Genomic DNA, 23102 nt, shown 5'->3' on the forward strand with positions numbered 1-23102 from the left:
CTCCATTGGCTTCGCTCGATTAACTATAGCCTGAATTGTTCACCTAAGTACACAGCCCTAACTTGCTGATTGTCTAAGATCTCTGCTGGAGTTCCTTCGGCAATCAGGTTTCCGTGACTCACAATATAAGCATGTTCACATACATCTAATGTCTCGCGGACATTATGGTCTGTGATCAGTACGCCAAGGCCGCGACTTTTGAGTTGTTCGATAATCTTCTTGATGTCGATAACCGAAATAGGATCGACGCCGGCAAACGGTTCATCGAGCAAAATGAACTTAGGATTAGCGGCTAAAGCCCGCGCAATTTCGACGCGACGACGTTCGCCACCCGACAATGACATGCCTTGGCTGTCACGGATGTGGGTGATATGAAACTCTTCGAGCAGATGTTCTAGTTCTTCTTCTCGTTCTTCGTTTTTAAGTTCTTTACGAGTTTGCAGTACGGCCATGATGTTGTCATGAACAGTTAGCTTACGAAAGATACTGGCTTCCTGCGGTAAGTAACCTATGCCTTTGCGGGCACGCAGATGCATAGGATCTGCGGTTAAATCATCATCGTCGATAAAGATATGCCCCTTATCGCTCTTCACTAGCCCGACAACCATGTAAAAGGTCGTGGTTTTACCGGCACCGTTTGGACCGAGTAGGCCAACGACTTGACCGGTTTTTACCGTCAGACTGACGTCTTTAACCACTTGGCGACTCTTGTAACTTTTTGCCAGATTTTGTGCTCTTAAGGTGATTTGGGTCATTTAGAGTCCTGCTTTTTTACAGGTTTATCCGCTGGAGCATCTGATTTAGCATCATCTTGATAGTTTTCTGGCTGAATAATAGTGATCACGCGATCGTCACCACTGCCAGTACTCTCGGCCATCAATTTCTGTTGAATCATGTTATAGCGGATTAAATTGCCTGTAACTTGGCTACCCGCTTGATCTAATGACGCCATACCTTTCAGAGTTAAGGTGCGGCTTGCCATATCGTAACGAATTTCTTTCGCGCTCGCCGATGCAGGACGGCCATCGTCTAATATCTGGCTATACGTAGCAGGGTTGCCTGTGGCGACTAAAGTTTTGCTATTTTCACCTTCAGCGGAAAATGCACGCAGTTCATTTGCTTGGATTTTTATTGAGCCTTGGGTAACTTCCACCGGACCAAAGAAGATGATCTGGTTGTTTTTGATATCCGCAGTTTGGCTCACAGCTTTAATTTTGACTTCTTGCTTTAAGTCGCCCACTTTCGCGAAAGCACTCATGCTCATAATTAGCATTAGGCTGGCAAGTAATATGTTATTTTGCTTCATATGTTCCTACTACCTGACTGGTCAATTGCACTTCTTGCGCGTTGAGGTCGGCATAAAGGCCTTGGCCTTGAATATTAAAATCTTTCCCTGTGACGTAAATGGTACGGTCAGAGGTCATTATCATAGTGTTGAGATCGAGTTCCAGATAACTGGTGGACAAGGTCTGAATCGGTTCTTCTGGGCTAATGGCATCGATAATAACATTATTTTCTAATACAACCTTGCCAGTTTCCTTGTTTAGCTTGCCCTGATCTGCCCTGAGCTGCCATTGTGCTTTACCTTGGTCTGGATAAACAAGATAAACAGGTTGAGTAAAGAAAGTTTGATTCGTTGAATCATAATGTTCCATGTGTTTCGCCGTCACACGGCTATTCACTAGTCCTTGCTCATTGAACTCAACACTGCGCAGATCTTCAACGATGAAATCTGGGGTATTTTGATCTTTTACTCTGTTATCGGAATCACCGCTGTGTTTGTTCTGGACCTGCCAGTAAAGCGCTAGTGCGGTTCCAAAAAAAGCGATAATCGCGAGTGTCACACGACTCATATACTCATTCCATGGGCCGAAGTGAATTTATTTTGACTTAGGAGTAACAGATCTGTGAGTTCACGCAGTGCACCGTGGCCACCATTGAGCGTAGTCACAAAATGGGCGTGTTGGCGTACATAGGGGTGGCCGTCAGCAACACTGACCGCTAAACCGACGACATTCATCACGGGGAGATCGACAATATCATCACCGATATAAGCCACTTCTTCTGGGGTGACACCATAAAGTGCGAGCAATGCTTCATAGGGCTCGAACTTATTGTCTACGCCTTGGTAAATATGGGTAACACCAAGGGCTGTCATACGGTTTTCAACGATTTTAGATTGACGTCCTGTGATCACGGCGAGGTTGAAACCGCTGGTGAGTAGTGATCGCACGCCATAGCCGTCGCGAGTATGGAAGGCTTTGAGCTCTTCGCCGCTATTGCTCAAGTAAATACGGCCGTCGGAAAACACCCCATCGACGTCACAGATTAACAGTTTAATCTTTTGCGCGCGTTGCCACACATCATCACTGATTGGGCCGTAAAATCCTTGCTGTGGCATTAAATGACTCCTGCTTTTACCATATCGAGCATGTTAAGAGCGCCAATAGGATGGCGATCTTTATCGATAACAATTAATCCGTTGATATTTTTTGAGTCCATCACTTGCAGTGCTTGGGCGGCCAACACATTATCTGTGATCGTGACGCAGTTACGGGTCATCACATCGGCAATGGGCGTCGTGCGTAAATTCACTTCGGCATCAATAACGCGGCGTAAATCACCGTCGGTGAAGATACCAACCAGCTTGCGCTGATCATCGATAATCGCCGTCATGCCTAAGCCTTTCTTGGAGATTTCGTACAGAGCTTCTGTGATGCAAATATCGTGGTTGACGAGCGGTAAGTCATCACCGCTATGCATGACATCGCAGACTTTTAACAGCAACTTACGTCCTAATGCACCGCCAGGATGGGACATAGCAAAATCATCACGGGTAAAGCCTTTAGCTTGTAGTAGCGCAATGGCGATGGCATCGCCCATCACTAAGGTTGCTGTGGTACTTGAGGTTGGGGCAAGTCCAAGTGGGCAAGCCTCTTCTGGGACTTCAATACATAAATGCACTTTAGATAATCGCGCCATATTCGATTCGGGTTTACCCGTTACCGCAATAACAGGCACGCCCATACGTTGGATGACTGGCATTAAGGTGAGGATTTCACTCGACTCACCAGAATTTGAAATCGCTAAAATCACATCGTTATCGGCCAATACACCCAGATCGCCGTGGCTGGCTTCCCCCGGATGCACAAAAAATGCGGGCGTTCCTGTGCTGGCGAGGGTGGCAGAAATCTTATTGCCGATATGGCCCGATTTGCCCATTCCCATGACAATCACTTTGCCTGTGCAGTTGAGGATCAACTCGCAAGCCTCTGCAAATTCAGCCGAATCAACATATTGATAAAGATTGTCTAGGGCTGACTTTTCAATGTCGATAACTTTACAACCCCATTGGCGCAGTTGTGATTTGTCTACCATGTCTATCTCTCTTTTTGCATTGTCTTTGTCGCCCCATTGATGGGATTGGAATAGCACAATTTGGTACGCGATAAAGATGATATGTAATAGGCTTTCTGCCAAGTATTAGTTTGTTTTCAGACAATTTAGCTTATGTCTTGCTGTGGTTAATTACCGAAAACAGCAAAACAATTGCGGAAGGCTAGAGCGATTGATCCGACTCGTCAAGTTCAGCTGCGTTAGCTATTCATGCACAATAACGTGTTTAGCGGCAGAAGGCCTTGAGCAATATCATCGTCTTTGTCGTTTATTTCAATGGATTTATCCCATATCGCAGCGGGTATTACCCTATGGGATGCCTCTATTGCGCAATTGCGTATCGACTCTCCCCGATAAACGTGGGCGAAGAGTGAGCTAAGTGCGAACGAATTAGCCAATACTGCCAATTCTGCAACTAGGTTGAAAACATTAAGTAACATTTTACCTGTGCAGAGTGAAAACTTAGGGCGCATTTTCGCTGTAAATGAGGCAAATTGAAAGTATCGCAGGGCGATAGTGTCGATTCGGTTGTAGGTTAAAGCGCAATTACGTACAATTTGCGGCTCTTCGATTGGTCAGTCTCGGAAGACTAGGATCACCTCATTTGCAAATGTCGGAATCAAGCATGACTCAAGAACAAACGCCGTTGGTTGAGATCCGTAATTTGGGGTTTAGCCGCGGTCAGCGTGTGATATATGAAGATATTAGCCTGTCCATTCCAAGGGGCAAGGTGACGGCGATCATGGGGCCGAGCGGCATAGGCAAAACGACCCTGTTGAAATTGATTGGCGGCCAATTAACGCCTGACCATGGACAAGTGTTATTCGACGGTCACGATATCCATGGCGTGAGTCGTAATGAATTATTTAGTCTGCGTAAGCGGATGAGCATGCTGTTTCAAAGTGGCGCGCTGTTTACCGACATTAATGTGTTCGATAACGTGGCGTTTGCGCTGCGTGAACATTCTGGACTGCCTGAAGACATTATTCGCACTATCGTGTTGATGAAGCTTGAAGCCGTTGGTTTACGTGGTGCCGCTCAGATGATGCCAAGCGAATTGTCCGGTGGTATGCAACGCCGCGCCGCATTAGCTAGAGCCATAGCGCTTGAACCTGAAATGGTGATGTACGATGAGCCTTTTGCAGGGCAAGACCCAATATCGATGGGCGTGTTAGTAAAGCTTATTCGTGAGTTATCCGATGCGCTGAATCTGACTTCAATTGTGGTGTCCCACGATGTGGATGAAGTGCTTGGCATTGCCGATTATGTATATGTGGTGGCTGACAAAAAAGTCATCGCCCATGGTACCCCTGAAGAATTAAAGTACGCTGATAATCCGCAGCTGAAACAGTTTATTCAAGGTGCTCCGGACGGCCCTGTGCCGTTCCATTATCCGGCAAATGATTACCAGCAAGAATTAATGGCAAAAGGAGTTGGCAAGTGAAGTTAATCGACAGTATTGCCGACTTAGGCCGCAGCGCGATTGAGTTAGTGCTCGGCTTTGGCCGTGCAGGCCTTATGCTGTGGGGCGCGATTTTTCGCTGGCCACGCGTGCGTAAAGGTTTTCCATTATTAGTGCGCCAGATTTATGTGGTCGGTGTGCAATCTATGGTGATTATTTTAGTCTCAGGACTCTTTATCGGCATGGTGCTCGCACTGCAAGGCTACAACATCTTAGTTGGTTTTGGCACTGAAGAAAGCTTAGGTCCTATGGTGGCGCTCAGTTTACTGCGTGAGTTAGGGCCAGTTGTTACCGCGTTATTGTTTGCGGGACGGGCGGGTTCAGCATTAACCGCTGAAATTGGTTTAATGAAAAGCACTGAGCAGCTTTCCAGTTTAGAAATGATGGCGATTGACCCATTAAGGCAGATTATTGCACCGCGCTTTTGGGCTGGAGTGATCAGTATGCCATTGCTGGCGTTGATGTTTACCGCTGTAGGTATTTATGGCGGGCACCTTGTTGGCGTGGAATGGAAAGGGATCGACAGTGGTGCGTTTTGGTCGATTCTGCAGGCGTCTGTCGAATGGCGTCAGGACATAGTTAACTGCTTGATCAAAAGTGGTGTGTTTGCCGTAGTGGTCACTTGGATTGCGTTATATCGCGGTTATCAAGTGATCCCAAATCCGGAAGGCATCAGCCGTGCAACGACCCAGACTGTCGTTCAGTCGAGCCTCGCTGTATTGGCATTGGATTTTTTACTGACAGCCCTGATGTTTGGCCGCTAACGGAACACTGCGGATTTCGACACAGGTTAGATGGATTAACAGAGTGGTAGCTGAACATGTTGACACGAAAAATTGAATTATTAGTGGGTGTGTTTCTTTTAACAGGATTGGCCGCTTTTTTGGTCTTAGTCTTTAACGTCGCCAATATTGAAGTGAAAAGCAGCGATAGCACTTATACCATACAAGCCAATTTTACCAACATTGGTGGTTTGAAGGTGCGTTCGCCAGTCAAGGTTGGCGGTGTTGTCGTTGGTCGAGTGAGCAGCATAGATTTAGATCCAGTTAAGTTAGTGGCTGTGGTCACATTAGTGATGGACAAGCGTTACGATAAATTCCCTGAAACCAGTAGTTTAGCCATTTTGACTTCGGGTTTGTTGGGCGAACAATTCTTAGGGTTAACACCGGGTTTTGTCGACGATGATGTCAGTATGCTGAAAGATGGCGATAAGATTGACGACACTCGCTCGGCATTAGTGTTGGAGGAGCTGATTGGTCAGTTCTTATATAGTATGGGTTCGAAGGATAAATAGGGGTTACCGCTATGTTTAAAAACTTATCTCGTTTTTTATTGCCGTTAGTGATGGTTTTAGGGGCAACGAGCGCAGTCGCCGCTGATGTGGTTGTCGATACGACAGATCCGTATGCCATGGTGAAAGCCGTTGCCAATAAAACCTTCGATCGTTTTCACAAAGATAAAGCATTAATCGATGCAAATTCAGACCATTTAAAGGTGATTGTTCGTGAAGAACTCATGCCTTATGTCGATTATAAATACGCTTCTTATAAGGTATTAGGCCAATATCTTAAGGATTCAACTGAAGAGCAACGCAATCGTTTCGTCAATGCTTTTGAAGGTTATTTAATCTCTACTTATGCCCAAGCCTTTACTGAATATACTAATCAAAAAGTGGAATTCTCACCTGGGATTGATTTCAGCAAAGAGAAAATGGTCGATGTAAACGTGCAGATCATCGAAGCCGGTCGCCCACCGATTAAACTATTGTTTAAGGCGCGCCGTTTAAAGGATGACTCATGGAAGGCATTTGATTTAGTTGCCGAAGGTGTGAGCTTACTGTCTTCTAAGCAGTCGGAAATCTCTAATCTAATTCGCCAACAGGGTATCGATCCCGTGATTAAGATGCTCGAAGATCGCACTAAAGAGAAAGTGGTCATGAAGGCTAAGTCTGGGAAGTCACAGTCGTGATTGAATTTGTGCAACAGGGGACAGTTTGTCATCTCAAAGGGCGCATAACCCAAGCCGATGTCATTACACTTTGGCCACAGCGGCAACAACTGCTAAATGAGTCAACCCAGATATTGTCTCTGTCTGGGCTCGAATACAGTGATAGCGCTGGCATGGCATTTTTGCTGGCGTTAGTGCGTGAACATCGCAGCCAACTTGTATTGAGTTCTGCTTCACCACAACTTAAAAAACTAATTGATTTATATGATTTAGATGCCTTCTTTACCGAAGAAGCGCATTGAGAATAGGGTAATAGATTTCATGGAATGCAGCTTAATTGAACAGATTTTACGTGATGCGTTAGGGCTTGAAGAAGTTCACGCTAGCTCGGATGGTAGCCATTATAAAGTGATCGCCGTAGGTGAATGCTTCGATGGTATGAGCCGAGTCAAACAGCAACAAGCCATTTATGCACCGTTGACGGCACACATTGCCAGCGGTGAATTACATGCATTAACGATCAAAACTTTCACGCCGACTCAATGGAAACGCGAAAAAGTTTTCAACATGCCTAGCTAGTGAGGAAAAGTGGATAAACTAACAATTCAGGCAAGCCCCCCGCTTGCCGGTGATGTGATTATTTCGGGTGCTAAAAATGCAGCTTTGCCTATCTTAATGGCAGGCGTATTGGCCGAAACCGATTTTGTGGTTTCTAACGTGCCCAATCTGCGTGATGTGAGTACGAGCTGTAAATTATTACGCTGTCTCGGCGCTGAAGTGACTGAACTCGGTGACGGACAGATCCGCATTTCTACCACTAATCTGAATGAGTTTTGCGCTCCCTATGATCTAGTGAAAACCATGCGTGCTTCTATCTTGATCTTAGGGCCGTTATTGGCTCGTTATGGTACGGCTGACGTGTCATTGCCTGGCGGCTGTGCCATTGGCGCAAGACCAGTGAACTTGCACTTACATGGCCTCGAAATGATGGGCGCCAAGATTGAAGTGAAAGAAGGTTATATCAAGGCCCGTGTTGATGGTCGTCTTAAAGGCGCACATATCTTTATGGACATGGTGAGTGTTGGTGCCACCGAAAACTTACTGATGGCCGCAGCATTGGCCGATGGCGAAACCGTGATTGAAAACGCGGCCCGCGAACCTGAAGTGATCGATCTCGCTAATTGCTTAATTGCCATGGGTGCAAAAATCACTGGTGTAGGCAGTGCGACACTGCGTATCCAAGGTGTTGAACGTTTACAGGGCTGTAATTACCGCGTGATGCCAGATCGTATCGAAACCGGTTCCTTCCTCGTTGCTGCCGCGGTGACCCGTGGTCGTATTCGTTGTTTAAAAGCCGATCCTGCTTCACTAGAGTCGGTTATCGCAAAACTTGAAGATGCAGGCGCGACGATTACTACGGGCGAAGATTGGATTGAGCTCGATATGCAGGGTAAACGTCCGAAGGCGGTGAATATCAAGACGGCACCTTATCCTGGTTTCCCAACCGATATGCAGGCGCAGTTTTGTGTGCTCAATGCCTTAGCACAAGGTACGGCAACCATAACTGAGACTATCTTCGAAAATCGTTTTATGCATGTGCCTGAACTTATCCGTATGGGCGCTACCATGGAGCTTGAAGGCAACACCTGCATCATTCAAGGGATTGAATCTTTAAGTGGTGCTCAGGTAATGGCGACGGATTTGCGTGCGTCAGCGAGTCTAGTGATTGCGGGCTTAGTGGCCGATGGTAAGACGATTGTCGATCGTATCTATCACTTAGATCGTGGCTATGAGCATATTGAGAATAAGTTTCAAGGTTTAGGCGCACAGGTTGTGCGTATTCAGTGATCTGTTACTGACTTAAGCTAATTTTGAATCATTAAAAAACCAGCTAAAAGCTGGTTTTTTGTTTTCTGCAGTTGAGCTCGTAATGCTGAGTGACGCTTTAGTTATCGATCACAACCTTCTCATCGATAATCACAGGCAACTCTTGTTGTTTACCTTGGCGTATCACAGTCATCATCACTTTTTTACCCGGTGTGGTTTCAGCGATGCGGTCCATTAGCATTTCAACGCCTGGCACATCTTCACCATCGTATTTAATAATCACATCCCTTGGCATTAGCAGGGCACGGGCCGCAGGGCCATTAGGATCGACACCCGTAACGAGCACACCTTTTAGATCGGGTAGATTAAGGATTTGTGCCACTACAGGGTTAATCGGCTCGCCAGAAATTCCTAAGGCACCACGGATCACGCGACCATTTTTAATCAACTTACCCATGATGCTGTGGGCTAATTTAATCGGGATAGCGAAGTTAATCCCGTGGCCGCCGCCTTCTTCACCCACTTGGAATGCTGCGGTATTGATACCGATAAGGCTGCCGTTAGTGTCAATGAGTGCGCCACCCGAGTTACCCGCATTAATCGCTGCATCGGTTTGTAGGAAGTCTAAGTAACCTGAACTTAAGCCGTTACGCCCCGTGGCACTGATGATGCCTTGGGTAATGGTCTGGCCTAAATTGTAGGGATTACCAATAGCGAGTACGACATCACCGACTTGAGGCGGACTGTCGAGATTAACGGGGACAATCGGTAAGTTATCGCCTTCAATTTTAAGTACCGATAAATCGGTTTCAGGATCGAAGCCAACCACTTCAGAGGTAAATTTGCGTCCATCTTGCAGGGCGACAACAATCTCATCGGCTTTCTTAATGACATGATAATTAGTGAGAATATAACCTTCTTTACTCATTATCACCCCAGAACCTAGACCTTGAAGTGAGCCTGAATTAAGCGGCCGATTCTGATCTATGCTGAGGCTATAAATATTCACAACGGCAGGAGCTGCACGGCGTACCGCCTTGGCAAAGGATAGCTCGACTGTGTTGTTGGCACGGGTTTGTAGCAGACTACTACCGAGGGATTGGTTATCGATATAACGTGTCACCAATAAAAACATGGCCGCCATGATAAGGCCGAAAAGGGTGGCTTTACCGAGATATAACAGAGTGTCTTTTATAGTCATGGCAGGATGGATCTAGAAAAAGGTGAGTTAGATTAACATGTTTAATCGATGTAAGCATAGGGAACCTAAGCTCCCTATGCTCATCTATGGCAGAAAAAATGGCCTATTTTGTCGATTAACGTAGGACTAAATACAACATGCTCTTATCACGCATTATCTTCAGTGCAACGGCACCTTCTTGATCTTTAAGTTGTGCTTTCAGTGTCTTAAGATCTTTAATCGCAGTACGGTTAATACCGACAATCACATCTCCTTTTTGTAAGCCACTCATGGCCGCTGGTGAGCCTTGTGCGACATCGGTAATTTCAATGCCCTTAGATGAGTTTTCTAAGGACGCACCTTGCAGCATAGGATGCACGGCACCAGCCGCTGTTTCACTGGTTTGGCTCGCTTCACCTAAGGTCACTTTAACTGTTTTCTTATCACCGTCACGGATGAGTCCTAACTCAACGTTAGCACCTGCACCCATAGTGGCGACTTTAGCTCGCAGTTCTTGGAATGACTTAATACCACGGCCATCAACGCTGATGATAATATCACCTGCTTTTATACCGGCCTTCTCTGCGGCACTGCCCTTGGCTACTTCATTCACGAAGCCGCCGTGTTGAGTGTCTAAACCGAAACCTTGGGCGAGTTGGCTATCGAGATCACGTCCCGAAATACCTAATACACCGCGGCGTACTTCTCCGTGTTCGGCAATTTGTGCCACGAGGTTTTTCACCATATTAGCAGGGATGGCAAAGCCAATACCGACGTTACCGCCGCCCGGTGCTACGATTGCGGTGTTAATCCCAATTAACTCGCCGTTAAGATTGACGAGTGCGCCACCCGAGTTACCACTGTTAATCGCGGCATCGGTTTGAATAAAGTTTTCCAGCATTTCAATGCCTAAGCCGCTACGGCCTAAAGCACTAACAATGCCCGAGGTGACGGTTTGACCTAAACCGAAGGGATTACCAATGGCAACGGCAAAGTCACCTACGCGTAAATCATCGGAATCAGAGGATTTGATTGCGATGAGATTTTTCGCTTCAATTTGCAATAATGCGATATCTGACTCTGAGTCAGTACCAATCAGTTTTGCTTTTACTTCACGGCCATCGTGAAGACCAACTTGAATATCATCAGCACCGTCAATCACATGGTTGTTCGTGACGATATAGCCTTTTTCTGCGTCAATAATGACGCCTGAGCCTAAGCCTCTAAAAGGACGTTCTTGCACTTGCTCTTGTGGCGCATTAGGGCCGAAAAAGTAACGGAAAACATCAGGTACTCTTTGCTTAGAAACATGAGTCCCCGTTACCGCTACTGATACGACTGCGGGCGTCGTACGCTCAAGCATAGGCGCAAGACTTGGAATGGATTGTCCCTCAACCGTCTGTGGAATGGCGGCCTGTGAGACGACAGGCATTATAGTCAGGGTCGTGGCTAACATTGCGGCTGAAAGTACAGATAATTTTGTTTTCATCTATTCATAACTCCAAATAAGGGTTGAAAGATCTGGATGTAATGCATCAGCAATCGTGCGAGTGCCAGATCAAATCTGTATCGGTACCGGCTATTTGCCTAGGTAATCACTCTGACTCGCACCTTATTGAAAAAGTTCATTATATTAATAAATGTTAATTTTTTTAGCCTATTTTTTCGGCTGTTTCATACTTGTTGCTGAACAGAAATCTGTGGGCGAGATTAGGATTTTTCAAGCCCTAATATCAGCGGATTTTGCCGATTAAAATGACCTACAGCATAGAGGCTTATTAGACGTTTGTATGCAGTTTAGCGTTAAGGTAAAAGTCGTATTCTGCATTAATATATCCTGCGTCATATTGGCCGTGCTAATATCGTCACAGTTTTAATAAAGGACATAAGAGAATTTAAACGTGCCTCAGTTAAGCCCTTGGCAGCATTATCAAAAAGATCTTACTCGTGATGGTTTTTCCCATGATCCGGCTCAAGAAATTGCCGTTAAGGCTTTACAACGCGTCTATGAAGACTTAACTACGGCAGAAGAGCCGAGTTCTATTGTTGGGAAATTGTTTAGCGCATTAGGCTTAAAATCGGCACCAGCATCACCTAAAGGCCTGTATCTTTGGGGTGGAGTTGGGCGCGGTAAAACTTACTTGATGGATACTTTTTTTGATGCCTTGCCTGGTGAACAAAAATTACGGGCTCACTTCCATCGCTTTATGCATCAATTGCATTTAGATTTGGATGAGTTAAAAGGCGTTCGCGATCCTTTGTTGGTGATTGCGAAAAAGATGGCTGCAAAATATCGCGTTATCTGTTTCGATGAATTCTTTGTCTCTGATATTACCGATGCCATGCTATTAGGTACGCTGTTTCAAGCGTTATTTAAAGAAGGCGTTGTGCTGGTTGCAACCTCGAATATTATCCCCGACGACTTATATAAAAATGGCTTACAGCGCGCACGTTTCTTACCTGCGATAGCCTTAATTAATCAACATTGTGAAGTACTCAATGTGGATTCTGGCATTGACTATCGATTGCGTACCCTTGAGCAAGCAGAGATTTATCATCATCCGTTAGATGCACAAGCTGATGCCAATCTGATACGTTATTTTAGTCAGTTAGCGCCTGAGTCTGAGGTGCTTACTGCTGACATCGAAATAGAAGGCCGCAGTATTAGTATTCGGCAGCAGGCGCAGGGCGTATTGTTGGCTGATTTTAGAGCGCTCTGTGATGGTCCACGAAGCCAGCGTGATTACATGGAACTTGCGCGGATTTATCACACTGTCCTCGTGAGTGGCATAGAACAAATGGGCGCCTTTTTGACAGGCGATGATATCGCCAGACGTTTTTTAGCTATGGTCGACGAATTTTACGAGCGCAATGTAAAGCTGATTGTATCGGCTCAAGTGCCACTCGAAGATATTTATGCCGATGGTTTGCTTAACTTCGAATTTAGACGTTGCCGTTCACGCTTAATTGAGATGCAATCCCACGATTATTTAAAAACCGAACACCTGCCGTAACCCTGTAGTGTAAGAGTTTTGCATTAGCTGCGGCCTTAAATCACCAGAGGCTTGTTAATCCTTAGGATGACAAGTCCGATTGGTCGATATTTTATAATTTTTATCAAAATATCAGGTGATTTTTAACTCAGCTTTGTCTATACTCCGCCACCTGCCCACGTTACTCCGCCAATTGGGCGGAAGTTGTAAGCCGAAGTCGGTGCTCGAAGGGGTACTAAAAGGCAATTTTGTGTTGTTTGCAAATGCAGACAGCATGTGAGACAGAAAATTAACTTTGGGTTTTTGTAATAATGAAGACTTTTACTGCTACACCAGAAACTGTAACTCGTGACTGGTTCGTCGTCGACGCAGACGGCAAAACTTTAGGTCGTATCGCTACTGAAATCGCTGTCCGTTTACGCGGTAAGCATAAACCAGAATACACTCCACACGTTGATACCGGTGATTACATCATCGTTGTTAATGCTGAAAAAGTGACAGTTACTGGTAACAAAGCGAAAGGCAAAACGTACTACTCGCATTCAGGCTTCCCTGGTGGCATTAAGCAAATCAGCTTTGAAAAGCTGCAAGCGCAAAAGCCAGAAATGATCATCGAGAAAGCAGTTAAGGGTATGTTACCAAAAGGTCCTCTGGGCCGTGCCATGTTCCGTAAACTGAAAGTTTACGCTGGCGCAGAACATAACCACACTGCACAACAACCTCAAGTTCTTGATATCTAAACGGGATTAAGCAAATGGCTGCAACTCAGTACTACGGCACTGGCCGTCGCAAAACCTCTACAGCTCGCGTTTTCGCTAAAGCAGGTAGTGGCAACATCGTTGTAAATCAACGTCCTTTGGATCAGTATTTTGGTCGTGAAACTGCTCGTATGGTTGTTCGTCAACCTTTAGAGTTAGTTGAAATGACTGACAAGCTGGACATCTATGTAACTGTTAAAGGCGGTGGTATCACTGGCCAAGCAGGCGCAATCCGTCACGGTATTACCCGTGCTCTGATGCAATTAGATGAAGCACTGCGTCCATCTCTACGTTCTGCTGGTTTCGTTACCCGTGACGCTCGTAAAGTTGAGCGTAAGAAAGTGGGTCTACGTAAAGCACGTCGTAAGCCACAATTCTCTAAGCGTTAATTCGTTTTTGGAATATCAAAAAACCCAGCCTATGCTGGGTTTTTTATTGGCTAAAAATTGACGGTATAAGAAAACTCTTTGGTTGGAGTATGCTGATATACAATAAATTTATATTAAGCGAGTGAGTTTGAGGTAAGCATGACTTTTCAAATTTTTATGCTAGCAGTGGCACTTGTGTTGGTTTTGGAAGGCCTTGGGCCATTATTATTCCCAAATAAATGGCGTCGTTATTTAAATGAACTCTCCCATCAAAATCAGCAAGTTATCCAGCGACTTGGTGGGGCATTAGTCACGGCTGGAGTAGTTCTTTGGGTTATTTTTGCATGAAAAATAGCCTGCTTGCCCTTATTAACTAAGATCTGTTAAAATTCTTTTTTAACCGCAACCTTGCAGCAAATAATGGGCAAAAACGTAGTTGTTCTCGGCACCCAATGGGGTGACGAAGGAAAAGGTAAGATTGTCGACCTTCTAACAGAACAGGCAAAATATGTAGTGCGCTATCAAGGCGGCCACAATGCTGGTCATACCTTGGTTATCGACGGTGAAAAAACCGTTCTTCATCTGATCCCATCGGGTATCCTGCGCGATAATGTGAAATGCATTATTGGCAACGGTGTGGTGCTTGCACCTGACGCCCTGATGAAAGAGATCAACATGCTGAAAGATCGTGGAGTTCCTGTTGAGGAACGTCTGTTGATCTCTGAAGCGTGTCCGCTGATCCTTCCCTTCCATTGTGCCCTTGATATTGCCCGTGAAAAAGCGCGCGGTAATAAAGCTATTGGTACAACTGGCCGTGGTATTGGACCTGCGTATGAAGACAAGATCTCTCGTCGCGGTCTGCGAGTAGGCGACCTGTTCAATGCTGAACTGTTTGCTGAAAAGCTGAAAGAAGTTATGAAATACCATAACTTTATGCTGACAGAGTACTATCAAGTCGAAGCGGTTGATTACGAGCAAACGCTAGCAGATGCGTTGGCTATGGCCGATTATCTGAAGAGCATGTGTGTTGATGTGACTGAACTATTGGATACTGCGCGTAAAGCCAGTGAGCCAATTCTGTTCGAAGGCGCTCAAGGTACATTACTCGACATCGACCACGGAACATACCCATTTGTAACCTCTTCAAATACCACTGCCGGTGGTGTTGCGACGGGTTCAGGTTTTGGTCCGCGTCACTTAGACTATGTCTTAGGTATCATGAAGGCTTACACCACTCGCGTAGGTGCAGGTCCATTCCCAACTGAACTATTATGTGAAGTCGGCGATCATTTAGGTACTAAAGGTCATGAGTTTGGTGCAACAACGGGTCGTAAGCGTCGTCCAGGTTGGTTGGATGCTGTAGCAATGCGCCGCGCAGTTCAAATCAACAGTGTTAGCGGCTTCTGCTTGACTAAGTTAGATGTACTTGATGGTCTGAAAGAAGTGAAGATTTGTGTCGGTTATCAGAATCCTGATGGCACTATCTCTAAAGTCACTCCGCTTGCCGCTGAAGGTTATGAACTGGTTACGCCGGTTTATGAAACTATGCCGGGTTGGAGCGAGTCGACTTTTGGCGCGACATCAATTGAGCAACTGCCTCAAGCAGCGATCAATTATATCAAGCGTCTTGAAGAGTTATTAGAAACACCAATCGACATTATCTCTACGGGTCCTGATCGTAACGAAACCATGATTTTGGTTAATCCGTTCAATTAAGATCTGTTAAGGCCGTGTTTCACGGCCTTTTTCTCTGCTTCTTTATGCCTTTCTCTGTTTTATTCTGCGGTTAGAAATTCAGCTCAAGCTCAAGAAATAGGTTATACTGCCGATGCAAGTATTCATCCTACTGTCATTGAGAGTCGTTATGCTACGTACAGCACTCGTTGCGCTACTGCCTTTAGTATCTTCAATGTGCTTTGCTGAAACGCAGGCGGTGGATATTTATAGTCAAGATCAATTGCTTGATTTGATCCGTAGCAATCAATACTTAGCGAAAGTGAAACGTGATGATTGCCAGTTAGTCCAAGACATTGAGGCGCGAGCCCAAGTCTTAAAACAGCCTTTATATCAATTTCTTTGGGGCGAAATGCTCAATCATGGAACGTGTGTGAAGGCTAACCCTGTGAAGGGTATTGCTTTGTTACGTGACTCGGCCGAACAAGGTAGCTCAGAAGCGATGTTAAAGCTTGCCGAGTATTATCAGAGTGGGAAATTTGTCATCCGCAATAAAGACAGAGCAGTGCATTATTTACTGCCTGCGGCTGCAAGTGGCAGTTTATCCGCTCGTATGATGTTAGTTCGTTTATTCGGTGAAGGTTATGGTAGTCCTAGGGATTACGAGATGGCCTATCATTGGTTATATAACGATGTATTTGCGGACGAGGCGACTAAGAAAAAAGCCTTGTCTTTACTGCAGGTGTTAGCAGCTAAAATGCCCCCCAGTGCAGTGGCGCGGGCCCAGCAAGAACAGTTGCGAACCCGTTAAGTGGTCTCTTAATCTAGAGACACATTATTTGGATATTGAATGATCAAAGACCCTCATTTTGAGCGTGAACAGGATAAGTACGAAAATCCTATCCCAAGCCGTGAGTATATTCTCGATTACTTACGTTCTCAAAAATCACCTATCACCCGTGACAGCATTGCCGCGGCGTTAAACATCCAAGAGGAAGAACAACTTGAGGCCTTGCGCCGTCGCCTACGTGCGATGGAACGCGATGGCGAACTGGTGTTCACCCGTGGGCAGAGCTATGGCTTACCCGAGAAAATGGATCTGATCCCCGGCACTGTGCTCGGACACAGAGAAGGCTTCGGCTTTTTCAAACCCGATGAAGGCGGTGATGACTTATTTATTTCGAACCGCGACATGCTGATGTATTTCCACGGTGATAAAGTGCTGGCGCAAAAAGCAGGCACAGATCGTCGTGGTCGTCGCGAAGCACGTTTGGTGCGTTTGATCCAGCCGCGCAGTGCCGCGATTGTTGGCCGTTATCATGTTGATAGCGGTATGGCATTTGTCATTGCCGATGATAAGCGTATTACCCAAGAAATTTTAGTCGCGAATGAAGATCGCAACGGCGCCCGCCAAGGCGATGTGGTGGTGGTTGAATTAACGCGTCGCCCTGGCCGTTTTGTTAAGGCTGCGGGTAAAGTGACTGAAGTGCTCGGTAAGCAAATGGCGCCGGGGATGGAAATCGAAATTGCCCTGCGTAATTATGATTTACCCCATACTTGGTCACCTGTGATTGAGAAGAAACTGCGCCGTATTCCCGATGAAGTAACCGACGCCGATAAAGTCGGTCGTGTGGATTTACGTCATCTGCCATTAGTGACGATCGACGGTGAAGACGCCCGCGATTTTGACGATGCCGTGTACGCGGAGAAAAAAGCCGGTGGCGGCTGGCGTTTATGGGTTGCGATTGCGGACGTTAGTTATTATGTGCGTACCGATTCTGCCTTAGATACCGAAGCGCGTGCCCGTGGTAACTCAGTGTATTTCCCGTCGCAAGTGATCCCTATGCTGCCGGAGAAAATCTCCAACGGCCTCTGTTCGCTTAATCCCCACGTCGACCGTTTATGTATGGTCGCCGAGATGACCGTATCTGCTAAAGGTAAGTTATCAGGTTATAAGTTTTATCCGGCTGTGATGTATTCCCATGCCCGTTTCACTTATACCCAAGTGGCAGCAATGTTAGAAGGCGGCCCCATTGCGCCTGAGCACGAGGCTTTGTTCCCGCATTTGCAGTGTTTACAGTCATTGTATTTAGCGCTCGATGAGCAAAGGGCCGAGCGTGGTGCGATTGCGTTTGAAACCATGGAAACGCAGTTCATTTTCAATGAGCAGCGCAAGATTGATAAAATCGTGCCGCGTGGCCGTAATCAAGCTCATAAAATCATTGAAGAATGTATGATTTTAGCCAACGTTTCTGCGGCTAAATTTGTGAAGAAGCACAAAGGCGAAGTCTTGTATCGTGTGCATGAAGCGCCATCTGAGCAAAAGTTGGCGAACTTTAAAGAGTTCCTTGCTGAGCGTGGTTTGACTATGCCTGGCGGACTTGAGCCAACGCCGTCAGATTATCAGAATGTGATGTTGCAAATTGCCGACCGCCCTGATGCTGAACTTATCCAAGTGATGTTACTGCGTTCTATGCGTCAGGCAATTTATACTCCGGATAACGAAGGTCACTTCGGTTTAGCCTTAGAAGAATATGCACATTTTACCTCACCCATTCGCCGCTATCCGGATTTAGTGTTACATCGTGTGATCCGTTATTTACTGGCGAAGGAAAGAGGCGAAGCCACTGAGAAGTGGACGCAGGATGGTGGCTATCACTATCAGCTCGATGAGCTCGACAAATTAGGCGAAGAGTGTTCGACCACAGAACGTCGTGCCGATGAAGCGACTCGCGATGTCAGCGATTGGCTGAAGTGCGAGTTTATGCAAGATCACGTCGGCGATACCTTTGAAGCTGTGATTGCCTCAGTGACCAGTTTTGGTTTGTTTGTACGCTTAAATGAACTGTTTATCGATGGCTTAGTGCATATCTCAAGTCTAGGTAGCGATTACTACCAATTCGACCCTATGCGTCAACGTCTTATCGGTGAGCACACAGGTCAAGTCTATCAAGTCGGCGATCCTGTGACGGTTAAGGTTGCTGCAGTCAACTTAGATGACAGACAGATTGATTTGGTTATGCTGGGTGATGACGGCAAAGGTGGTAAGCGTAAAGCATCTGCCAGCCGTGATAAGCCGATGACAGCCCGTGAGCGCGTTAATCGTGAAGGCGCTAAGCAAGGTAAAGCAGGCAAAACCGCGGCATCTAGCGCCAAGGCTGAAACAGGTAAAACCAAACCTAAGGCCAAAGCTGGCACTAAAGCTAAAAAAGCAGCAGTAAAAGATCCGGCTAAAAAGCCAAAAGCCGCTAAGCGGAGCACGAGAAAGAAATAAATGAAAAAACAAGATATTATTTTTGGGATCCACGCAGTTGAAGCCCTGTTAAAACACAGCCCTGAGCGCATTATTGAGTTGTGGCTGTTACAAGGTCGTGACGATGAGCGCTTAACTGTGCTGGCCGATCAGGCCAAAGCCTTTGGCACGACGATTCAAGTCGCTTCTCGTAAAGCCTTAGATGACAAAGCGGAAAGCAGCCAACATCAAGGCATAGTCGCGCGTGTTAAAGCGGCGAAAGTATTGAATGAGCAAGATTTAGATGTGCTGCTTGCTAACACTGAGCAAGCATTCCTGTTGATCTTGGATGGTGTGACGGATCCCCATAACTTAGGCGCTTGCCTACGTAATGCTGATGCGGCTGGCGTACAAGGTATTATCGTGCCTAAAGACAATTCAGTTGGCTTAACGGCCACGGTAAGTAAAGTTGCATGTGGCGCTGCGGAAACAGTGCCTTTATTCCAAGTGACTAATCTTGCGCGCACTATGCGTCACCTGCAGGATAAAGGTGTGTGGATTGTGGGCACTGCGGGCGAGGCAGATTGCGAGCTTTATCAAGCCGATCTCAAGGGATCATTGGCGATTGCCATGGGTGCGGAAGATAAAGGTTTACGCCGCTTAAGCCGTGAGTCTTGCGATTCACTGATCTCTATCCCTATGGCCGGTAGTGTTTCTAGCTTGAACGTATCGGTTGCAACGGGTATTTGCTTGTTTGAAGCAGTGCGTCAGCGTCGTAGCTAATATGCTTACGTTTGCCTGATCTCACATATGCAGTATCAGGCTTGAAGTAACAACCTGCAGTAACAACTGGTCGTAATAAAAAGGCGGATTAACGATATAAAGTTAATCCGTTTTTTATTGGCCTTTTTTACGTCATCGCTTTGTCTAGGTTGATCTGATGGCTATCAGTTTCATCTATTTGAACGGCTTCAGGCTCTGCTTGCTCAATATCGAAACTAAAGGCGAGTTGCTCCTCATCACTCTCATTATCATCGATAATATCGTCATCGACGCCATCGGCACCTAAATCATGCTCCGATTCATCTAAGTTAGCGCTGGGCGTCATATGCTCTTGAATTGATTCAACATCAACCCGTGGGTCCAATGCTGCCGCCAGTGGTGAAGAGACTAAGTCGCCCGTCGCCATTATGTAGTCTTGGGTGACATTAGTTTCGACTTTTTGCTGTGAATGTACATAACGTAAACGCACAAAGAGTATTAAGGTACAGGCTGACATAAAGCCATATAACATGTTATTGCCAAACCATTGCATTAATGTCGATGCGATAAGCGGACCGATACTGGCGCCTAAGCCGAAGGTTAATAGTATTGTTGCTGATAAGCCGACCCGCTCATTTTGCTCTACTCGAGAGTTGGCAAGCGCTGTGGCGAGCGGATAAAAAGTGAAACCTAAAATACCAAATAGAAAGGTCATCACCAGTGAAATCACCGGATGATAAGGGGTTAAGGCGATAGCCAAGGCTAAGATACCGAGCAATATACAGTTGATACGGATAAGGCGACTGCGGGACATAATGTCGGACAATTTTCCCATTGGCCACTGTGCCAGTAATCCCGCTAAAATCGTTGCCGTCATATACGTGGCGACTTTTTCAGGCGGTAAACCTAAGTTACTGGCGTAGGCGGGAGCGAGACCATAAAACGAACCCACTATCATGCTACCAATCGCGATTGTCGTGAGTGCTTGTGGCGCTTTTTTCCAGTAATAGGCAATTTTGAGTGGGGCTGGCACTAAGGGCGCAGGGTGAAGACGACGCGTGAGTGAAATCGGTACGATACAGAGTGAAAAACAAATTGCGATAAGCAGTAGTGGCTCTAGTCCTAAGTCGGGGAAAATACTGATCGCACCTTGGCCCAAGATTAAGCCGAAGTAAGATACGATCATATAACTCGCAAACACTGTGCCCCTTTGATTACTTTCAGCTTGTTCGTTGAGCCAACTTTCTAACACCATGTATTGGCACATCATTCCCATGCCGACTACAAGTCTGAGGAGCAGCCAAACCGCTAGCTCATCCACGAGTGCATGGCCTAATGCCGATGCAGCGACTATGCCTGCACTGGCGACAAAGGCGCGGATATGGCCCACTTGAGCGATAAGTCGATGACCAATCTTAGAGCCAGCCACTAGGCCAACATAGTAGGCCGACATCATGCCGCCAATCCATATTTGTGGCACATTCATTACTGAGAGCCTGAGCCCAAGATAGGTGGTAAGCAAGCCGCCGGCTAATACCATTAATAATGTGGTGCTATATAAAGAGGCGAAAGTGCGCAGCGGATTAGTCATATACAACTCCGAAAACACAAACTAGATTGATAATGAGGAGTGAGTATATCAGGGGTTAGTGTTTATGTTGTGTTGCAAATTGTTGGTAAATCTTGATTAATTGCGCATTTCTGCTCAAAAAATCACTGAATTATGTCGGAACAACTCAAGGGGATGCTTGTGAAGCATTCACATAGACGCCAGCCGAGTAGGCTGTGAGCGTCATGTTAGTCTATGTATTTTTTCGTATTTTTTAAAAGGAGTTATCTAAAAGTGTAAAGCAAGTTGAAGGTGGTGATGGTATCCATGGGTTGGCTTCCTTCTGGTACCACTTCAGTGTATTTGATGTTCATACCGATCTTAAATGCCCAATCTTGGAACACCAGATTTTTATAGTTCATATCTAAGGTGAGGGTGTTGTTGTTCTCGCCCACTTCCGCGGTGAGATCGGCATTGAGACTGCTGTATTCCTGTAGTTTTTGAGAGAATTTGGCAGCGGTACGAAGAATGACATCTTTTTCGGCATCAGGGCTGGGGATGGTTATCGATTCTGCAGGTAAGTTATATCGATAACCTGGGCCGAACTCGAGACTGAGTTTTGTTTTATAACTACTGATAGCATTGAAACCGTAACCACTCGAAAGCGTTGATATTTGTGTGTAACTACCGAATTGATCCCAAGTAAAATCACCACGTCCGAAGACATAACCCTTAGTCAGTTTATAGTTCGATTGTAACTGTAGCTCATATTTTTCGGAGGTTGTTTGACTTTTTTCTGAGGCAAAATAGGCTTTTAGTGTGGCTTCTTGCTTGGTTTGCTTTGTATCGTAAATCAGTTGGGTTCGACCATTAAAACTGCTGGATTCGGTATTGCCTGTGTTCAGTTGCAAGCCAGCTTCGATTTCCGCGGTAAAATCGCTGGGCGGTTCCTGATAATCAGGTGGAACAAGCGCAAGCGCTGGAAATGAAAGGAAAAACAAACCGATTGGCGCAATAACTTTTAGCATTATGTTTTATTCTTGGTTAGCTGATTTCAGACGTCCGAATGTAGGCGAACCGCCATCATACCTGTATTGATTGGCGAGGCAAAGTTATTGCTTGAGTTTCTGGCTTGCTTTCTGTACTATCTCGCGCTCAAATCAGTCACTATTTTTCGTTCCTTGCCTCCATTTGGTCTGACTGAGCCAATACCGAGGCTACATAACCGTAAGGAGCAATAAATGCGTCATTACGAAATCGTATTTATGGTTCACCCAGATCAAAGTGAACAAGTACCAGGTATGATTGAGCGTTACACAGGTGTTATCACCGAAGCTAACGGCACAATCCACCGTTTAGAAGATTGGGGCCGTCGTCAACTGGCTTACCCAATCCTTGACCTGCATAAAGCTCACTACGTTCTGATGAACGTTGAAGCTAAAGCAGAGACGATCGAAGAGCTAGAAACAGCTTTCCGTTTCAACGACGCAGTTCTGCGTAACATGGTAATGCGTACTAAAGTTGCCGTTACTGAAGCATCTCCAATGGCTAGAGCTAGAGATGAGCGCGATTCACGTCGTGGCCCAGCTGGCGAACGCTCATATGATGAAGCTCACGCTGAAGAAATCGCTGAGTAAGGTAATCTGTGACCACCAATAACTTGGTGTTGTCAGGAACGATAACTCGTTCAAGACGCTTTAAAAGCCCAGCAGGTATTGCACACAGTGTGATTATGTTGGAACACAAATCGCAGCGTTATGAAGCCGAAATGCTCCGCAACGTCTACGTACAAATTCAAGTGATATTGAGTGGCCCACGCTTTGAAAGCGTCGCAGAAGATCTGAAAGCAGGTGTGGAAGTACAAGTGCAAGGCTTTATGACGCTTCAACAGGGGCGTAATGGTCAGAACCGCTTAGTCATCCATGCCGAAAATGTCGAATTGAAAACTTAGGAG

At 46.0% G+C, this 23102-nt stretch carries 26 protein-coding genes; 17 read left to right on the top strand and 9 right to left on the bottom strand.

Going from position 1 to position 23102, the window contains the following annotated elements:
* Positions 1-23: 23 nt before the first annotated feature.
* From lptB to L5L91_RS17205, 5 genes are read right to left on the bottom strand one after another with little or no spacing between them, the layout of a single operon-like run.
* The gene (gene lptB, locus L5L91_RS17185) at positions 24-755 is read right to left on the bottom strand and encodes an LPS export ABC transporter ATP-binding protein (RefSeq protein WP_105251392.1); all 732 of its coding nucleotides are present in this window, start codon (positions 753-755) and stop codon (positions 24-26) included.
* Positions 752-1306 (bottom strand): lipopolysaccharide transport periplasmic protein LptA, encoded by a 555-nt coding sequence (gene lptA / locus L5L91_RS17190; RefSeq protein ID WP_263237247.1) that lies wholly within the window; start codon positions 1304-1306, stop codon positions 752-754. The genes lptB and lptA overlap by 4 nt, the downstream gene beginning before the upstream one ends.
* Positions 1293-1853, bottom strand: a complete 561-nt coding sequence (gene lptC, locus L5L91_RS17195; RefSeq protein WP_105251394.1) for an LPS export ABC transporter periplasmic protein LptC — start codon at positions 1851-1853, stop codon at positions 1293-1295. Before lptC ends, lptA begins: the two co-directional genes overlap by 14 nt.
* Entirely contained in the window at positions 1850-2401 is a 552-nt protein-coding gene (gene kdsC, locus L5L91_RS17200; RefSeq protein ID WP_028759542.1) for a 3-deoxy-manno-octulosonate-8-phosphatase KdsC, read from the bottom strand. Before kdsC ends, lptC begins: the two co-directional genes overlap by 4 nt.
* Positions 2401-3378: a KpsF/GutQ family sugar-phosphate isomerase gene (locus L5L91_RS17205; protein ID WP_168825500.1), complete on the bottom strand. Its 978-nt coding sequence runs from the start codon at positions 3376-3378 to the stop codon at positions 2401-2403. Before L5L91_RS17205 ends, kdsC begins: the two co-directional genes overlap by 1 nt.
* Before the next feature lie 643 nt (positions 3379-4021).
* Here L5L91_RS17205 and mlaF point away from each other — a divergent pair.
* From mlaF to murA, 7 genes are read left to right on the top strand one after another with little or no spacing between them, the layout of a single operon-like run.
* Positions 4022-4840 carry a phospholipid ABC transporter ATP-binding protein MlaF gene (gene mlaF / locus L5L91_RS17210; protein WP_063882287.1) on the top strand — a complete coding sequence of 273 codons (819 nt, stop codon included), beginning with the start codon at positions 4022-4024 and terminating at the stop codon, positions 4838-4840.
* Entirely contained in the window at positions 4837-5622 is a 786-nt protein-coding gene (gene mlaE / locus L5L91_RS17215; protein WP_105251396.1) for a lipid asymmetry maintenance ABC transporter permease subunit MlaE, read from the top strand. Before mlaF ends, mlaE begins: the two co-directional genes overlap by 4 nt.
* Positions 5623-5678: 56 nt before the next feature.
* A complete protein-coding gene (gene mlaD / locus L5L91_RS17220) occupies positions 5679-6152 on the top strand; it encodes an outer membrane lipid asymmetry maintenance protein MlaD (protein ID WP_028759401.1) in 474 nt (157 codons plus the stop codon).
* 11 nt (positions 6153-6163) lie between these two features.
* Positions 6164-6826 carry a phospholipid-binding protein MlaC gene (locus L5L91_RS17225; protein WP_105251397.1) on the top strand — a complete coding sequence of 221 codons (663 nt, stop codon included), beginning with the start codon at positions 6164-6166 and terminating at the stop codon, positions 6824-6826.
* A complete protein-coding gene (locus L5L91_RS17230; RefSeq protein WP_105251398.1) occupies positions 6823-7107 on the top strand; it encodes a lipid asymmetry maintenance protein MlaB in 285 nt (94 codons plus the stop codon). Before L5L91_RS17225 ends, L5L91_RS17230 begins: the two co-directional genes overlap by 4 nt.
* 19 nt (positions 7108-7126) lie before the next feature.
* Positions 7127-7384, top strand: a complete 258-nt coding sequence (locus tag L5L91_RS17235; protein WP_006086065.1) for a BolA family protein — start codon at positions 7127-7129, stop codon at positions 7382-7384.
* A gap of 9 nt (positions 7385-7393) precedes the next feature.
* Entirely contained in the window at positions 7394-8653 is a 1260-nt protein-coding gene (murA, locus tag L5L91_RS17240) for a UDP-N-acetylglucosamine 1-carboxyvinyltransferase (RefSeq protein ID WP_105251399.1), read from the top strand.
* Between the two features lie 97 nt (positions 8654-8750).
* Here the strand turns inward: murA and degS are convergent, their stop codons facing one another.
* Both degS and degQ read right to left on the bottom strand, forming a co-directional pair.
* Positions 8751-9833 (bottom strand): outer membrane-stress sensor serine endopeptidase DegS, encoded by a 1083-nt coding sequence (degS, locus tag L5L91_RS17245; protein ID WP_263146696.1) that lies wholly within the window; start codon positions 9831-9833, stop codon positions 8751-8753.
* Positions 9834-9948: 115 nt separating this feature from the next.
* Complete coding sequence (gene degQ / locus L5L91_RS17250; RefSeq protein WP_263237249.1) at positions 9949-11301, bottom strand: Do family serine endopeptidase DegQ; 1353 nt, start codon at positions 11299-11301, stop codon at positions 9949-9951.
* 412 nt (positions 11302-11713) lie between these two features.
* Here degQ and zapE point away from each other — a divergent pair, with 412 nt between their 5' ends.
* From zapE to rlmB, 8 genes are all read left to right on the top strand, one after another.
* Positions 11714-12826 (top strand): cell division protein ZapE, encoded by a 1113-nt coding sequence (gene zapE / locus L5L91_RS17255; protein ID WP_105251402.1) that lies wholly within the window; start codon positions 11714-11716, stop codon positions 12824-12826.
* Positions 12827-13116: 290 nt separating this feature from the next.
* Complete coding sequence (rplM, locus tag L5L91_RS17260) at positions 13117-13545, top strand: 50S ribosomal protein L13 (RefSeq protein ID WP_105251403.1); 429 nt, start codon at positions 13117-13119, stop codon at positions 13543-13545.
* 14 nt (positions 13546-13559) lie between these two features.
* Positions 13560-13952, top strand: coding sequence for a 30S ribosomal protein S9 (rpsI, locus tag L5L91_RS17265; protein WP_006083052.1), 393 nt, complete (start codon positions 13560-13562; stop codon positions 13950-13952).
* A 138-nt stretch (positions 13953-14090) separates the two neighbouring features.
* On the top strand, positions 14091-14279 hold the full coding sequence (locus L5L91_RS17270) for a DUF2065 domain-containing protein (protein WP_198573776.1): 189 nt from the start codon (positions 14091-14093) through the stop codon (positions 14277-14279).
* Between the two features lie 72 nt (positions 14280-14351).
* A complete protein-coding gene (locus L5L91_RS17275) occupies positions 14352-15647 on the top strand; it encodes an adenylosuccinate synthase (protein ID WP_263237252.1) in 1296 nt (431 codons plus the stop codon).
* Between the two features lie 112 nt (positions 15648-15759).
* On the top strand, positions 15760-16416 hold the full coding sequence (gene motX, locus L5L91_RS17280) for a flagellar protein MotX (protein ID WP_105251405.1): 657 nt from the start codon (positions 15760-15762) through the stop codon (positions 16414-16416).
* A gap of 39 nt (positions 16417-16455) precedes the next feature.
* Positions 16456-18879 carry a ribonuclease R gene (gene rnr, locus L5L91_RS17285; RefSeq protein ID WP_263176651.1) on the top strand — a complete coding sequence of 808 codons (2424 nt, stop codon included), beginning with the start codon at positions 16456-16458 and terminating at the stop codon, positions 18877-18879.
* The gene (rlmB, locus tag L5L91_RS17290; RefSeq protein ID WP_028759536.1) at positions 18880-19620 is read left to right on the top strand and encodes a 23S rRNA (guanosine(2251)-2'-O)-methyltransferase RlmB; all 741 of its coding nucleotides are present in this window, start codon (positions 18880-18882) and stop codon (positions 19618-19620) included.
* A 127-nt stretch (positions 19621-19747) separates the two neighbouring features.
* On the opposite strand, the gene L5L91_RS17295 is transcribed toward rlmB, so the two are convergent.
* The gene (locus tag L5L91_RS17295) at positions 19748-21190 is read right to left on the bottom strand and encodes an MFS transporter (protein ID WP_263169163.1); all 1443 of its coding nucleotides are present in this window, start codon (positions 21188-21190) and stop codon (positions 19748-19750) included.
* A gap of 242 nt (positions 21191-21432) precedes the next feature.
* Positions 21433-22176: a YdiY family protein gene (locus tag L5L91_RS17300; RefSeq protein WP_263208403.1), complete on the bottom strand. Its 744-nt coding sequence runs from the start codon at positions 22174-22176 to the stop codon at positions 21433-21435.
* A gap of 213 nt (positions 22177-22389) precedes the next feature.
* On the opposite strand from L5L91_RS17300, the gene rpsF reads away from it, so the two are divergent.
* Both rpsF and priB read left to right on the top strand, forming a co-directional pair.
* A complete protein-coding gene (rpsF, locus tag L5L91_RS17305; RefSeq protein WP_105251410.1) occupies positions 22390-22785 on the top strand; it encodes a 30S ribosomal protein S6 in 396 nt (131 codons plus the stop codon).
* Between the two features lie 8 nt (positions 22786-22793).
* Positions 22794-23099: a primosomal replication protein N gene (gene priB / locus L5L91_RS17310; protein ID WP_105251411.1), complete on the top strand. Its 306-nt coding sequence runs from the start codon at positions 22794-22796 to the stop codon at positions 23097-23099.
* The last annotated feature ends 3 nt before the right edge of the window (positions 23100-23102 follow it).

This window comes from Shewanella sp. SM55 (genome assembly GCF_025654025.1).
GTDB lineage: Bacteria > Pseudomonadota > Gammaproteobacteria > Enterobacterales > Shewanellaceae > Shewanella > Shewanella oncorhynchi.